12 protein-coding genes, 1 tRNA gene and 1 pseudogene are annotated in these 14,531 nt (G+C 55.8%); 4 read left to right on the forward strand and 10 right to left on the reverse strand.

What is annotated here, in order from left to right:
• Window positions 1–379 (reverse strand): annotated as a pseudogene (locus AO277_RS04075) (hypothetical protein); the annotation flags it as partial.
• 296 nt (window positions 380–675) lie between these two features.
• On the opposite strand from AO277_RS04075, the gene AO277_RS04080 reads away from it, so the two are divergent.
• The 4 genes from AO277_RS04080 (at window position 676) to AO277_RS04095 (ending at window position 5,037) form a co-directional block, all read left to right on the forward strand.
• Window positions 676–1,896, forward strand: a complete 1,221-nt coding sequence (locus AO277_RS04080; protein WP_044317847.1) for a class I SAM-dependent methyltransferase — start codon at window positions 676–678, stop codon at window positions 1,894–1,896.
• A gap of 150 nt (window positions 1,897–2,046) precedes the next feature.
• Window positions 2,047–3,195, forward strand: a complete 1,149-nt coding sequence (gene yiaY / locus AO277_RS04085) for an L-threonine dehydrogenase (protein WP_044317848.1) — start codon at window positions 2,047–2,049, stop codon at window positions 3,193–3,195.
• Between the two features lie 24 nt (window positions 3,196–3,219).
• Window positions 3,220–3,666 carry a GNAT family N-acetyltransferase gene (locus AO277_RS04090; protein WP_002554939.1) on the forward strand — a complete coding sequence of 149 codons (447 nt, stop codon included), beginning with the start codon at window positions 3,220–3,222 and terminating at the stop codon, window positions 3,664–3,666.
• 123 nt (window positions 3,667–3,789) lie between these two features.
• Window positions 3,790–5,037: a polysaccharide lyase family 1 protein gene (locus AO277_RS04095; RefSeq protein ID WP_044317849.1), complete on the forward strand. Its 1,248-nt coding sequence runs from the start codon at window positions 3,790–3,792 to the stop codon at window positions 5,035–5,037.
• Here AO277_RS04095 and AO277_RS04100 read toward each other — a convergent pair.
• The 9 genes from AO277_RS04100 to AO277_RS04140 form a co-directional block, all read right to left on the reverse strand.
• A complete protein-coding gene (locus AO277_RS04100) occupies window positions 5,029–6,381 on the reverse strand; it encodes a Fic family protein (protein WP_002554937.1) in 1,353 nt (450 codons plus the stop codon). The genes AO277_RS04095 and AO277_RS04100 overlap by 9 nt on opposite strands.
• Window positions 6,382–6,531: 150 nt before the next feature.
• Entirely contained in the window at window positions 6,532–6,972 is a 441-nt protein-coding gene (locus AO277_RS04105) for a YqaA family protein (protein WP_005779098.1), read from the reverse strand.
• A gap of 9 nt (window positions 6,973–6,981) precedes the next feature.
• Window positions 6,982–7,860 carry a nickel/cobalt efflux protein RcnA gene (locus AO277_RS04110; protein WP_044317850.1) on the reverse strand — a complete coding sequence of 293 codons (879 nt, stop codon included), beginning with the start codon at window positions 7,858–7,860 and terminating at the stop codon, window positions 6,982–6,984.
• An 8-nt stretch (window positions 7,861–7,868) separates the two neighbouring features.
• The gene (locus AO277_RS04115) at window positions 7,869–8,162 is read right to left on the reverse strand and encodes a metal-sensing transcriptional repressor (protein WP_005735142.1); all 294 of its coding nucleotides are present in this window, start codon (window positions 8,160–8,162) and stop codon (window positions 7,869–7,871) included.
• Between the two features lie 518 nt (window positions 8,163–8,680).
• Window positions 8,681–8,754 (reverse strand) — tRNA-Gly (locus tag AO277_RS04120).
• A gap of 154 nt (window positions 8,755–8,908) precedes the next feature.
• Entirely contained in the window at window positions 8,909–9,790 is an 882-nt protein-coding gene (locus AO277_RS04125; protein ID WP_044317851.1) for an alpha/beta fold hydrolase, read from the reverse strand.
• 297 nt (window positions 9,791–10,087) lie between these two features.
• Complete coding sequence (locus AO277_RS04130) at window positions 10,088–10,780, reverse strand: pseudouridine synthase (protein ID WP_002554932.1); 693 nt, start codon at window positions 10,778–10,780, stop codon at window positions 10,088–10,090.
• A 35-nt stretch (window positions 10,781–10,815) separates the two neighbouring features.
• A complete protein-coding gene (locus AO277_RS04135) occupies window positions 10,816–11,040 on the reverse strand; it encodes a cysteine-rich CWC family protein (protein WP_044317852.1) in 225 nt (74 codons plus the stop codon).
• Window positions 11,041–11,096: 56 nt separating this feature from the next.
• Complete coding sequence (locus AO277_RS04140) at window positions 11,097–14,402, reverse strand: dermonecrotic toxin domain-containing protein (RefSeq protein WP_044317853.1); 3,306 nt, start codon at window positions 14,400–14,402, stop codon at window positions 11,097–11,099.
• Window positions 14,403–14,531 lie beyond the last annotated feature (129 nt).

Consider the following 14,531-nt stretch of genomic DNA (forward strand, 5'->3'; position numbering starts at 1 on the left):
CCGAGTCTGCCCAGGTGGCATGACTCAAACAAAAGGGTCTCCGAGAAACCCGGGGCGGTTCACCATCCTCGATACTGAGCCAGCTCTTGCCATGATTATTGATGGCCTGGTAAGTCACCAGCATATCTTTAGGCTCAAGCCCGGGAATGTAACTTCTTGTAAAACCCAATTGCTGTTCGACACGATTAAGCGAGGTGGGAATGTTCAGGGCGTGACGCTCGTAACTCTTAAGACTGAGGATGTCTTCCTTGGTCAAAATAAGTGCCGCGCTCCGGCCTCCGCTTTTTTCATCATCGAGTATGACGCTCAAGTACTCTACGGGTTTTAAAGTAACCCGTGCGATATCTTCGTTTTCCAAGAGTGCTGCTTGACTCAACATACTGCACGTTCCTTGTACAAGTTATTCTGTTAGAGCAAAAAGCTCCAGGAGTGAGATCTGATCGTCTGTCATCAGTGATGGCGACTATAAAGGTGTTTTTGCGCGCTACAAGTAATGGCTCGTGATTTTCGGCAGGGATTGTTTTACGGTTTGTGTGTGTTTCTCTTTGGTGTGTAGGGCCGTGCAAACAGTGTGTGTAGTATTTGAAAAATAGGGGTGCCCTTGACGCGCCGACGCGCCTAAAATGCCGGTCTGATTTTTCGAGTCCCGGCCGGGACGCTTGAGGCACATTTTCAATGTCAGTCATTACCCCCACGTCATCCAGCACTGCGCCCGATCACCGCGCGCAGTTTCTTGGCCTGCTGGACACCAGCCTTTCACAGAACTCGTTGATCAAGCTGGTGCTGGCCAAATACGTGGGCAGCGAGGCCGAATTACAGCGGGTCATCATTAAACCGCTGACCGTCAAGGAACAGCCATGCCTTACCTTTGTGTATCGCTACAAGACCCGCGATATCACCAAGAATTTTCCGCTTGCAGAAGCGGTGGGCGCTATTGCCAGCCTGATACCTGAATCGTTCAAGAACGCGCATCTGCTGTCGCTGACCGACGAGGTGCAGCTGGAGTTCAGCAAGAAGGGCAAGAGCACGCTGTTCAAAAGCAAGGCTCAGCAGGAGCGTGAAGCTCCTTCGGCCGGGCATGATCGTGAGAAAAAGCGCTATCTGGAGCTGAGCCGCCCGTTCCTGGCCGACTTGGGTGTCACCAATCGGCAGCATGAACTGATCCCTGCGATGTCGCGCAAGTGGAAGCAGATCAACAAGTTCATCGAAGTGTTTTCCCATGCCTTGAGTTCATCGCCACTCAAGCTAGATCAGCCGATCAAGGTGGCAGACTTCGGCTCAGGCAAGGGCTACCTGACCTTCGCGATCCATGACTACCTGTGCAATACCTTGCAGGCGCAAGGGCAGGTGACCGGTGTCGAGCTGCGTGAGGACATGGTCACCTTGTGCAACAACGCTGCGGCGGGTCTTGAACACCCCGGCCTGACGTTCCAGCACGGCGATGTGCGTACTGTCGCGCCCAGCGCGCTGGATGTGATGATCGCGCTGCATGCCTGTGACATCGCAACCGACTACGCCATTCATATGGGCATTCGTTCCGGCGCCTCGATCATCATGTGCTCGCCGTGCTGCCACAAACAGATTCGCCTGCAGATCCAGAGCCCGGCCTTGCTGAAACCGATGTTGCAATACGGCCTGCATATGGGCCAGCAGGCAGAAATGGTCACGGACAGCCTGCGTGCCTTGTTGCTGGAAGCGTGCGGTTACGAAACCAAGGTCTTTGAGTTCATCTCTCTGGAGCACACCAACAAGAACAAGATGATACTGGCGGTCAAGCGCGCCGAACCGGTCAACCCGGACCTGTTGATCGCGCGTATCCAGGAGCTGAAGACGTTTTACGGCATCAGCGAGCAGTGCCTTGAAACGCTGCTGAGGGCGGACGGCTTCATCGGCTGAAACCGCCACCCTGCACACGTAGACCGAAGAGTCTTCGACCAACGGTCTGCTATCAGGCTGCTTCATTGCGCCAGGTCAATGGTTGTGCCTCGCACACGGCGGATGCTTGGGCTATCACCCAAGCATCCGAGCTACCCACGAGGGTCCGTCATGATCAGCACCTTTTTCATCCCCGCAGTGAACATCATCGGCACTGGCTGCATTGATGAAGCCATGCTCGCCATTCGCAAATACGGATTTCTCAAGGCGTTGATCGTGACCGACGCAGGGCTGGCCAAGGCCGGTGTGGCCAGTCAGGTCGCGGGGCTGTTGGTGGAGCAGGGCATCGACTCGGTGGTATATGACGGTGCCAAACCCAAACCGACCATCGCCAACGTCGAGAACGGTCTGGCCTTGCTGCGGGAACGCCAGTGCGATTTCGTGATTTCTCTGGGCGGCGGTTCACCTCACGACTGCGCCAAGGGCATTGCCCTGTGCGCCAGTAACGGTGGGCATATCAGCGACTATGAAGGCGTCGACCGTTCGGCAAAACCGCAGTTGCCGCTGATCGCGATCAACACCACCGCCGGAACCGCCAGCGAAATGACCCGCTTCTGCATCATTACCGACGAAGCGCGCCACGTAAAAATGGCCATCATTGACCGTAACGTAACGCCACTGTTATCCGTAAACGACCCGAACATGATGATTGCCATGCCCAAGTCACTGACCGCCGCCACCGGTATGGATGCCTTGACTCACGCGATAGAGGCCTATGTCTCGACGGCTGCCAATCCGATCACGGATGCCTGCGCGTTGCAGGCCATGGCACTGATTGCCAACAATCTGCGCGATGCCTTCACCAATGGAGCGAACATTACTGCACGCGAGAACATGGCATACGCACAGTTTCTGGCCGGCATGGCGTTCAACAACGGATCATTGGGCTATGTACACGCCATGGCGCATCAACTGGGCGGCTTCTATGATTTGCCGCACGGTGTGTGCAACGCCGTATTGTTGCCTCATGTTCAGCGTTTCAACGCCAGCGTCAGCTCTGCGCGCCTGACTGATGTTGCGCATGCGATGGGCTGCAATATTCGTGGTCTTTCTCCGCAAGAAGGTGCTCAGGCGGCAATCGAGGCCATTCGCGCACTGTCGGCTGCCGTGGAAATCCCGGCGGGGCTGGCGGTGCTTGGCGTCAAGGAAGAGGATTTCCCGATCCTGGCCACCAATGCCCTGAAAGATGCGTGCGGTCTGACCAATCCGCGTCGTGCCGATCTTGAGCAGATTAAGGAGATATTTCGTCAGGCAATGTGATTAACCGCAACAGACAGGCTAAAAATGGCAACGCTCTTACCCTACACACTTTCGGCCCGGAATATCTGTCTGGATATTTTCGACAGCAACGTACCGCGTTACTTTGATCCTGCGGAGCGCAAGCAATTTGCCAGCTTCCTGATGGCACCGTTGGGTCAGTACTTCGTTGTCGAGCGTGATGGCGATGTTCTGGCTTGCGGAGGATACCTCGTGCTGTCAGACCCGTCAGTGGCCGAGCTTACATGGGGCATGGTCCACGGTGAGCAACACGGTAGCGGCCTGGGGAGGTTTCTGACCCAGGCGAGACTTGATGTCGTAAGGTCATTACCGGGCGTTACACGTTCCCACATCGATACCAGCCAGCACGTTCAGGGCTTCTACTTGAATCTGGGGTTTGTCGTGACCTCTGTCGAAGTGGACGGGCATGGTCCTGGAATCGACAGTATCAGAATGGAGCTCGCGTTTTCGTGAGGGATGCTCGCGGCTGAACAGAGCCTGACCAAGGCTACAGAATATGAGTAAGGCAGGCCGCTCTGCGTTTAGCATTCAGACTGTTTTCGCGACCCTTCGCGAATAGGACTGGAAGTTCAACAAATGAGGCTTTGGGGTGCTCTTTTGCAATGCGTTTCTGCTTTGTTCCTGATGCTGTCGGGTGCGCAATACCTGGAGGCAGCGGACTTGCCGGAAGGTTTTGCCAAAGGGGTTACGGGTGGCGGAGCCGCCGCGGCAGTAAACCCTTCAACGCTTGACCAGCTTCGGTCTGCACTGTGCGCGTCTTACGACTCGCGCGGTGCCTGTACCGATGAAACCCCGCGGGTCATTGTGCTGGAGCACCTGTTCGACTTTCGCGGGAGTCTCGTTGCCAAAGGCAGCGCCGAAACCACCGAACCGGGCTGCATGGTCAAGCAGTGTCCGCATGGCGGCGAGCAGCTTGCTCTCAATGGTCCCAACAACTTCTGCCAATCCAGGCCACCGGTCATGGTGACCTACGACAATGCAGGGCTGAAGCCACTGAAAGTCGGATCGAACAAGACCCTGATAGGCGTGGGCAAAAAGGCCGGTATCCAAGGTGCAGGACTGTTCATCGGTGACGGCGCGCATAACGTGATTGTCCGTAACCTGACGCTTTCAGACATCAACCCGAGTGTCGTATGGGGCGGAGATGCGCTCACTCTGAACAAAGCCGATGGCGTGTGGATTGACCACAACACCTTCGCCCGTATCGGCAGACAAATGATCGTGACAGGCTGGGGCACTGCTTCACACGTCACCATTTCCAGCAATGAGTTCGATGGTCGCACGCCTTACTCGTCGACCTGCGATGGCCATCATTACTGGGTCTGGCTGTTCCTCGGCAGTCAGGACACGCTGACGCTGTCAAAAAACTACATACACGACGCCTCGGGAAGAGCGCCGCACTCCGGAGGCATGAATAATGCGCAAGTCCGCGCTCAACTGGTCAATAACGTTTTTCAGCGCATGACCTACCAGGGCGCAATCATGTCGCGGACTTCATCCTCACAGTTGCTGGTGGAAGGAAACGATTTTGAAAACGTAGCTCATCCACTGTTCAACGATACGGATCAGCCGGGTACCGCGTTTGCTTTGTTTGGGCCGGGTTCAGCTGGCGCAAACGATGTATGTATGAGTGTTATTGTAAGAGCATGTGTGGCGAATCAGCAGCAGATGAGTGGCGATGACTATCGTCCTCAGGACACATCTGTGCTGGAGGCTTTCAGGGATTATCGGCAGTTTCTGGTGGCGCCGGTTTCGGCGCAAGAGGCCAGGGCGCGCGTGCCGGAAGACGCAGGCGTGGGGAAGGTAGGTGTTGGTTTACGATGATGATTTCAATAGTTGAGTCGTATCGATCATCGAATAAACCGACTCACTGCCGGTCTTCATTTTGTGAAACAGTTTCAGGTCCACCAAACCATTCAGTACAGTTGCCGCTGTATTGTAAGCACACCCCAGCTTGTTTTTGACATCGGTCACGGTGAAAGACTTTATGTCTGATGAGTTGGCCACGTTGAAGATGATTCGTTGTTTGTCGGACAGCTTCGTGTACAGCCCCGACTCGTAAAGGAACGCGTTGAAGCGATCAATTGCAGCCACGTTCGCTTCGTGATTTCTCGTAAACTCTTTGATGGCCCGTGCAATGACCTGGCATTGATAGTCGATGAAGTACGTCAGGTCCATGTCATCCGTTTCGGTGTACAGGTAGCTTTTTCCATACTTGATCGGAGCGATTTTCAGAAGCGTGCTGATGGCGATATACCTGAATCCGCCAAAACCACATTTGAACAGGTACCAATAAAATAACGACCTGGCGACTCGACCGTTGCCATCGTGAAATGGGTGCTCATAACCAATCACGAAATGGAGGATGACCGCTTTTATCAACGGATGAATGTAGGTTGGACTGTCCAGGTCCGAGTGCTCGCTATTCGCCCACGCAATAACCGACAGAAGCCGTTTCTGAATGCCTTGAGCGGGCGGTGGCTGATGAACAATGTTTCCGTTTCCATCCTCGACAACAACGTCATCCACTGACCGTAATTCGCCTGGATAATAACGCTCGTCTTCTATCCCTTCGACACCCACCTGATGCAGGTCGGTTATCAGCTCAAGCGACAGTTCCTGGTCCCGGCATTCCCACGCATGTTGCATCATCCGGAAATTACCGATGATCATCTTTTCGTCGGGAGTCCGGGCGCTACGCTTTCTTTTCAGCAACTCCTTTGCTGCTTTGGTAGTCGTTGCAGCCCCCTCAAGCTGGCTGCTGCTGATCGCCTCGTCTTCGACCAGATCGTTAAGCAGGTACGTCAGTTGCCTGGACTCTCCAATTCTGGAGCACATCCATTCCAGCGCCGCTGTGGTCGTATTCTGGTCACCGGCAGAGACAGCCATTTGCATTGCAGGCGTATAGAGAAAGCCGCAGGGCCGAGATGGTTCACCCAGAGATATGGCCGTGACTAGCTGGCGATTTCTGGCTTGCCTGACGACCGACCAGGCCAGAGCTGCATCCAGCGATTTCGGAAATCTGAAACGCAGTTTATCGAAATGCAGATAACGTCCCTGCGCATCGAAGGGCTGCGCAAGCTCAAGATAGGCGTCTGCCTGATCGGCGTGGTCGCTGATAATCATGGCGAACGGATTCTGGATGAGCGCAGGCGGCGACTTGACCATGATTTCAAATTTCCAGGAATTTGAGATGGAGAGTACGGAGGTTGGGGTTTTATTTCAATTTTTTGCAAAATTGAAATAAGTATCAAAGCGAAACCGGGCACTCTATCTGGAGTGTCTACCCACTATTCGAGTCACCACCGCCGATCTCCTCTATACCGCCCACCCCAGCGTGATCGCTGTCAGCGTCAAATAGCGTAAAGCTTTTGCAAAAGTGACAACCAGCAGAAAGCTCCAAAGCGGCTCACGCAGGACACCGGCGATCATGGTGATCGGGTCACCGATGATAGGCACCCAACTTAGCAACAATGCCCAGCGTCCATGGCGTCTGTAAATGATTTGAGCTTTGTCGAGGTGTCGCTCGCTGATGGGGAACCAGCGCTTGTGCCGAAAGCGTTCAACCGAGCGCCCCAGATACCAGTTCACGACCGACCCCAGAACATTGCCCGTCGTTGCGGTCAGCAACAGAAGTGTCGTCACGTAATGTTCCGAAAGGAGCATGCCAGCCAATACCGCTTCAGATTGCAGCGGCAGAAGCGTTGCGGCACCAAATGCCACGGCAAAGAGGCCCAGATAGCTGGTCAGCTCGAACACGATGTCATCTCACGAATACAATCCGTTCCAGCCGTGGACACCCACGTACACGCCGACGCAAATGATCAATACGCTGGAAAGATACGGGGCTCGTCGGGCAGCTGCATTGAGCCAGGGAAAACGGTTTGATGCTTTGCGAGCGCCGATAGCGGCAGCGGCTCCGACAGTCACCAAAGTGATTGCCAAACCAATGCTGAAACAAAGCACCATCGCGGCCCCCAGCGTGACTTGCTTCACTTGCAGGCACAACAGCAAAACAGTGATTGCAGCTGGGCAAGGGATGAGCCCGCCGGTCAAACCGAACATCAGAATCTGACCGTTGCTGACCTCACGGTGGGAGAACCGCTTGCGAATGTCTTCGGCATGGGCCTTCTCATGAGCATCCTGATAACCCTCGGCAGCTAGCGTGAATCTTTGCGGATTGCCGTGATCATGGCTATGGCCGTGCTGGTGTTCCAGGTCATGGTCATGGCTTTGATGGTGTATTTCGTGGTCGTGGTGATCGCAGTGGGCACCGTTTTCTTCTTCGAATTTAAACAGCTGCTCGCCACGCCATGTGCGCCACAACATCCACAGCGCGATGGCGATGATCAGTGCCGAGGATGCAAGTTGAAAGTAGGGCTCGGTCGTTTCGGCATCCAGGCCCTGACCCAAATACATGCCGCCGATGGCGACCAACCAGACAACAGCGGTATGGGAAAGCGTTGCCGCCAGCCCGAGCATGACAGCCTGCTTCACCGATCCCCGAATGGCCACGATGAATGCCGCCATCATGGTTTTGGAGTGCCCCGGCTCCAGGCCGTGCAATGCCCCTAAAAGGATGGCGCTGGGGAAGTACAGCCAAGCGTGGGCACCGCCTCGCTGCAATAAATCGGCAAAGTCGGGCATGTGAGGCCTTACAGGTATTTAGTGATTTGCTTGAAGGCTTCAAGTGGCGCTCGCTCGCCTTTGGCAAGAGCACCCATGGTGTTTTCAAGGCAGTGATCGATATGATCCTGGATCAGCGTGCGTTTCGCCTGACATATCGCTTTCTCGACTGCATGAAGCTGTTGAGCAATGTCCACGCATTCGCGGCCGTCTTCGATCATGGTGATGATGCTTCGCAAGTGGCCGTCTGCACGCTTGAGACGTTTGATGATCGCCTCGTGTGACTGGTGCGTATGGTCGTGTGGGTGGTCGTGCTCACTCATTGCCTGAGCCTGTTGGGTGAATGATCCAGGCTGACACCTTATCCTCCCTGGGGGGATAAGGTCAAAGGTGTTGCGCCTGACGTTGCTATTTGGTTGATTGAGGATGGGACTGGCAGGGTGTTGGTTACCCTCAGGCCCCTCTGAACTTGAGGGCTTGGGTGCAACGGATAGTGGCCTGTTAACGTTCGCAGGCCATCTTCAAAAAACAGTCAGGTAGTTGATTTCAGTTTCCAGGGTTCTGACGCTTGAGCTGGCGCGAGCACGTGCTTCCTGCCAAGTCGTTAGCATGTACCCAAGCTTGGTAAGTCGTCATTCCTGACGCTGCGTACTATCGCTTTTTCGGCGATCAGGTGGCTGGAATGCGTTGATGTATGGATATCAGTCTGACTGAAGATAGAAGCGATACCGAACATGAGCAGCTATGCGAAGGAGCGTAGATCCCGCTCGGACAGCGGTAGAGGTTGTCACGCTACGTGCCATTCGGAGATTTGAGGAGAATTAACGAGTTAGGAAAAATATGGAGCGGGTAGAGGGAATCGAACCCTCAACTAAAGCTTGGGAAGCTTTCGTTTTACCACTAAACTATACCCGCTCTGGGAGCTGCTCTGAGCGGCTGACTTTTTACCAGAACCCTGCCTTGATTTGAAGCGCTAATTTCACCGCGCANGCGATTTCCCCCCTGATCCCCCCCCCCCCCCCCGCCAGCTGCACATGCGTGTGGGCTGACGGAGAGGCGCTCACGGGTTTCAGAAGGCGAAAGTATGGTGGCCCTGAACCCGGTTGTAGACGCTGGATGACGCTTGTGCCGGTTGCAGGAAGTTCATGAGCGCCTGTTTCGAGTCGCGGCAGGCGGCCTTGTGTTCCATGTCCAGAAAGTGGCCTGTGGCTTCGATGGTGTTGAAGCTGCAGTTCTGCAGGTATCGGGAGAACTGCGCGGCGTCGTTCGCGGAGGTGTACTCGTCCCAGGCACCATTGATGAAAAGCACCGGCACCTTGATGCGCTGCCCTGCTGTCAGGTAGTTGTCCGGGTCAAGCTCCAGTACCTGACTGAAGTGATGGTGCATCTGGTCATATTCATGACCGTCCAGGCTGCTGACATGGCGATAGTTGACGCGCTTGAACAGAGCCGGCAGGTGCTTGCCGATAGTGTTGTTGATCAAATGCCCCATGTCGTAACGGCTATGTGCGCCGAGGTAGTCGAGGCCTTTGTCCAGGTACTCGCGCATTGGGCCGTTGATGACCGGTGAGAACGAGCTGATGACTGCGCTTTCGATGCGTCTTGGTTGATGCGCCAGCGCAACCAGCGTAGCTGCGCCGCCCCAGGAGAAGGACAGAACGTGCTCGGCGTTGAAATGGTCGATCAGTTCCAGCAACAGCTGACCTTCCTCTTCCCGGGTCAGCGGTGCGCCGTGCACGTTATGTGGCTTGGACCTGCCCGAGTAAGGCTGGTCATACAGCACCACGTTGAAGGTGGGGTAAAGGTTGCGGACGGTCTGAGCAAATGACGCGGTGGTGGCCAGTGAGCCGTTGACCAGAATGATGGTCTTTGCGGCGGCATCGGTGTGATAGAATTCGGTATAAACCCGAAACTGTCCTTGTATGTCCAGCACTGCTTTTTCTGGCGACATAGGTGTTACTCCTGGCGTAAACAGGTAGACGTGCACATGACGTTGCACGAGTTTCGTGACAGGCAGGCGATAGCCGATTAAAGGCCCATGTCGATCCGATAAGCTGTTCGACAGGTATTGTTATTGGCGGGCTATGTGTCGCGAACCAGCGGCTCGATACGACAAAGTGTTTCTTGGAATAATGGATTGACTCATCAGTCGCATAAGGACTGATAATCCCAGTCAAGCAGTCGATCCGTTAACCCGCAAGTGTCATTCGTACCTTGTTTGCGTAATCCGCCAAACGGTTGTGACTTTTCAGAACAGGCTGATTTCCGCAGCGTGCAACGCCCGGTAGCCGCCGGGTGCCAGGGCAGGGTCCAGCGCCAGCGCGCCAATATTCTCCCGGTGCAGGCGCAGCACTTTGTTATTGAAGTGACCGAACATCCGTTTCACCTGGTGATAACGACCTTCGACAATAGTCAGGCGTGCGCTACGTGGCCCCAGCAGGGTTAATTGCGCCGGTTGCGTGGTGATGTTCTCAAATGAAAAATACATACCGGCAGCGAATGTGGCTGCGTAGCGTTCGTCGATCGGTTGTTCGGTCTCGACGTAATACACTTTGGGCATTTTGGTCTGCGGCTGGGTGAGGCGTCGTGACCATTGACCATCGTTGGTAATCAGCATCAGGCCAGTGGTGTTGAAGTCCAGCCGCCCGGCGATATGCAGCTCGTGTCTGTCAGGCTCGTCCAGCAAGTCGAGAACTGTCGGGTGCTGTGTATCAACTGTCGCGCTGACGCAGCCTTCAGGTTTGTGCAGCATGAAATAGCGGGCAGCTTTGCCGGCTTGCAGTATTTCCCCGTCGAGCGCTACGCGACTGAACTCGCGCACTTCGTGGTGCGGGTCGCTGGTTGTTTGCCCGTCTACCTGCACCCGCCCGCTGGCCAGCGCCAGGCGCACGCTTTTGCGATTGAGGCTTGGCAGGTTACTGAGGAAGCGATCAAGGCGCATAGCAACAGCGGCTGATAGGGGATGGGGGGCGCATCTTACTTGTTGATCCGGTCGGCAGACTGGCCGGATGCGGCCTCCTGGATCCCGGCGCAACGCGGACACAGACACGCCTTATCGCGGATGTCCGCAGGCAGGGCTTCAAGCAAAGCCGGGTCGATGCTTTCCGAAAAGCACCAGCAGGCCTGATCTGCCGTACGCGGGTCAGCCAGGCTGCACTGGTTGCTGAAACCGCATAGAGGGCAAAGGCGGGTGTCGTTCATGGCGATTGTCTTGCTCGATGATCGGGGCAGTTGGTTCAGGCGCTTCTGCCAATTGGCTATGTTGCAGGGGGATGATAAACCGGTGCGCGGCGCAACAGTGCAGATATTGCTGCGCATCGGCAGTGCACCAGCAGCACCCTGTCGTAATGAATGCCCTGTGTCGACAGGCTGTGGAACAGGTCGCTCAACGAAGGGGGCGCCTTGCCGAAGCGGTTGCGTACCGTCAGTACATCCATTGGCGTTGGCGGTAACCAGCCCTTGAGGGGCGATGCGTTCGAGTTGCCTACCACCCGTGCAATATCGTCATAGGTTTCGTAACTGGCTGTCTGGAACTTGGACAGGCTGTAGTTCTTCAGCCTGCCGGGCAGTGAAGTGCCCGCGATGATCTTGTCCGTCATCAGCAATGGCTCATGCGCGGCTACTGGATACATCAGGATATTTTCCTTTGTATTGGAAATGGCAAACGGCCGGGCATTCTTGTTGACGATACGGTGCAATTTGGGGTCGACCAATTCATAACCATGCGGCGCATAGGTGCGGATCTCCGTGCCGTTGGGGATCTTCACCGTCGCAGTCCACGGGGTGTAGTACCCGTGGGTGCTGACCACCAGTGTCCGCGCCTGACCTCTGTCCGACGTCCAGAGCAGGAAGCGGCGGCCCAGCTTCCAGGCATGCACCGGCACCAAACCGGGCGACACTATGCTGGTGATGGTCCAGCGTTTTAGCAGGGCGTCGGTATGAAAGAATTTTTCCAGTCGTGTATGGCGCGGTTTTAATGGCCGCGCGCCTAAATGACTGGAGCCTCGTGAGCCACCGGACAACACTAAAGACGCCCCCGCTGTATGACCGGCAGGTTTGACGATTTTGGTCAGTGTGCGCAGTAGTCTCGGTGTCTGCGGCCCAAGCTGTAACAAGCCCAGCGATAATGTTGCCTGCAGCGCCTGATTCTTTTCTGCGTAACGACTGCCCGGCAAATTCGCGGAGGCAACGCTCAGTGCAGTAAGGCCGACATCCGCTGCCAGCGACGCTAAAAACGCCGGTGTCAGCAACAGAGACATGGGCACCAGCAAACGCTGTAAATGGTGTAGACGGTCTGTCCAGTACGCCAGCGAAACCTGTGCGGAGGTCACGATCTGCTTTTCTGCATCAGCCATCGAATTCTGTTTCAGGAGTTGATGCAGATAACCGAACGGCGAGCCCTCCAGTTTTTTTTCACACAATGAGTGGTGCAGGGCTTTTCGAGTGTCAGGGTTGTACAGCGCATCCGCCCACGGGCGCAGGATGGAGACGGGCGGACCGGGTGCCTGAACGCCGCCCCATAGCTTGAACAGGTAGTCCAGACGTTGGTGATGGCGCACGGGAATGTAGCGCATCACGGCTTCACGCCAGTCCGGTTGGGCGGTCTTCAGGTTCAGATAGCGTTCAAGTGCATCGCCGTCCGTAAACTCGATAAAGGCTTCGGGATACCCAGGCTGATAGAGCACCTTCGGTTTACCGGGTTGCTCAAGTATCAACAGCCCGGTGTATTGATGTTCCATGCCGTCGATCAGCGAGCCCTGAACGAAGAAGCCAAGTACCAGCCAGTGATTGGGCGCAGAAGGGGCGAGCGCTTCAACGACTTGATCGAAACCGCTGCGTTTGAGGCTGCCGCGCTTCAGGCTGATCAGCGCCTGATGGATGAAGGCTGATTTGAGTGCCTGTTCGATGGCTTCTTTTTGCTGCCCCCAGAATTCTTGAATACGTTTGGTCATCCAGTTCAGAAAATCGAATGCCTTGATATAGTCTTCAAGTGCCTGCGGCGTGATCGCCAAACTCTGGCCCTGAGCGCGTACGCCCTGGCCGGTGGTGTCGAGAAAGACCTCTGTAATACCGTCGTGATCAATGTAGCCCTGAGGAGCATCCACCCGGTAGTTGATCACCAGCGCTTCGCTCAGGCTGATCGGTTTTTCATCGGGCGTGTGAACATGCGTGGGTGGATTGCGGGCTCCGCCCAGCGGGCTGATAGAGTTACCGGATTGATAGGCGATGAACACGTGGTCAGGGTTGAGCGTCAGACCGTGATGTTCCAGCAGATAAGTCTCCATGACCTGCGCAGCCATTCTGGAGGCCGAGGGGATGTGCTCCAGAAGAGCAGGGTTGGCCTGCCAGAGGTCTACCGCCCCGGCCAGCTTGAGGCTGCGCGATACAGTCTTGAGCAGGTCGATGTTCTGGCTGTTGAGCTGTGTCTCGGCAAATGATGCCTGGGTCAGTTCGGTAAAAACGTCTTCTGCGAGCAGCGGCGCGCTGGCAACTATGCCTGCGTCCTGATCAAGCGCATGCAACGCGTAGCCATAGAGCCTCGAGGCATTCAGGGCCGCCAGCAGCCTGTTGGTCATCTGGTCCGGATCATCGCTGATGTATTCGATGACGTTGCCCTTGGCACTCAGTATGTGAATGAAACAGTGGGAGGTGGTTTTCGACCTGACCTGAAAAATTCCCGGCACCGTTTTGCCGTTGAGTGACAAGATTCGAACCTCGGATTTCTCACCGCGGCCGCTCTGTTCCAGTGTCGCTACGTCGGCAGGGAAATCACTGAGCCCCAGAGCGTCCAGCGTCAGGAAATAGCCGTCGCGGCTGATGTGCCCGTGGAAGAACCGGTGAGCCAGCCCATCCAGAAAACCCAACCGCGACAAGGTGCGGCAGGTGACTGTGTGTCGTGTCCTGAAAGCCTCCAGAGCCATGCTGTAGTCGCGATCCAGCGGTGTCTCGCTGAGCCACTTGAGCACCTGCCTTGCGCTCAGTGACGGGGCTTCCTCGGACAAGGGCGTGTCGATGATTTCACTGCGATACAGGGCCACGAACTGTTCTGGATCGAAGACCGCCAGTGCTACGTTGGTCAGCGACATGTCAATGCTGTAACGCTCATGCCCCTCGTCGTTCAGGGCGGGCAGGGTCTGCGTGCTGAACGTGATCCGCAGCGTGTCCGGGTCCAGCGTCTTGCCGGTCTTTTGTTTGAGCAGCATGACGAGTTGTTGGTGGACATAGTGTTTTCGAGTCGGCGGGAAGTCCATATCCAGCTGGCACGCTTCAAGGAGCAACGCCGAGTTGGCGATCAGCTGGAAACCCGGGCTTTTGCGCAGTGCTTCGAGCGTGCGTTCGATGCGTGCGGTCTTATCTTGCGTAGCGTGCTTTTCGGCCAGCGGTGGCAGTGGTTGTTCACGGGGTGGAAACCGGAGCGCAGGCAGGGCCAAGGGCGCCCAGGCATTGAGCGTATCGTGTCGGCTGTTGCTGTGCTCGGGCAGCAGAACGCTTGGCTGTTCCAGCAGAAACGATGAGGCGTGAAAGAGGGTGTCCTGGCGAAGCGGACTCCAGATGTGGTTCATGACGGCTGGTCGAAGTGAGTGGATGCGTACTATGCCGGCAAGACCGTCCGAACATGACATAACTATGTAGTAGTGGCAGAGCCTTTGGAGTAACAGAGCTGTTTCAGAAAGGGCGGCACGTCAGAGCAT

Source organism: Pseudomonas amygdali, assembly GCF_002699855.1.
In the GTDB taxonomy this organism is placed as follows: Bacteria; Pseudomonadota; Gammaproteobacteria; order Pseudomonadales; family Pseudomonadaceae; genus Aquipseudomonas; species Aquipseudomonas amygdali.

What these genes read in the sequence shown, in the direction of transcription:
- AO277_RS04080 (WP_044317847.1), top strand. Translation starts at nt 676, where the DNA reads ATGTCAGTCATTACCCCCACGTCATCCAGCACTGCGCCCGATCACCGC.
- yiaY (WP_044317848.1), top strand. Translation starts at nt 2,047, where the DNA reads ATGATCAGCACCTTTTTCATCCCCGCAGTGAACATCATCGGCACTGGC.
- AO277_RS04090 (WP_002554939.1), top strand. Translation starts at nt 3,220, where the DNA reads ATGGCAACGCTCTTACCCTACACACTTTCGGCCCGGAATATCTGTCTG.
- AO277_RS04095 (WP_044317849.1), top strand. Translation starts at nt 3,790, where the DNA reads ATGAGGCTTTGGGGTGCTCTTTTGCAATGCGTTTCTGCTTTGTTCCTG.
- AO277_RS04100 (WP_002554937.1), bottom strand. Translation starts at nt 6,381, where the DNA reads ATGGTCAAGTCGCCGCCTGCGCTCATCCAGAATCCGTTCGCCATGATT.
- AO277_RS04110 (WP_044317850.1), bottom strand. Translation starts at nt 7,860, where the DNA reads ATGCCCGACTTTGCCGATTTATTGCAGCGAGGCGGTGCCCACGCTTGG.
- AO277_RS04115 (WP_005735142.1), bottom strand. Translation starts at nt 8,162, where the DNA reads ATGAGTGAGCACGACCACCCACACGACCATACGCACCAGTCACACGAG.
- AO277_RS04125 (WP_044317851.1), bottom strand. Translation starts at nt 9,790, where the DNA reads ATGTCGCCAGAAAAAGCAGTGCTGGACATACAAGGACAGTTTCGGGTT.
- AO277_RS04130 (WP_002554932.1), bottom strand. Translation starts at nt 10,780, where the DNA reads ATGCGCCTTGATCGCTTCCTCAGTAACCTGCCAAGCCTCAATCGCAAA.
- AO277_RS04135 (WP_044317852.1), bottom strand. Translation starts at nt 11,040, where the DNA reads ATGAACGACACCCGCCTTTGCCCTCTATGCGGTTTCAGCAACCAGTGC.
- AO277_RS04140 (WP_044317853.1), bottom strand. Translation starts at nt 14,402, where the DNA reads ATGAACCACATCTGGAGTCCGCTTCGCCAGGACACCCTCTTTCACGCC.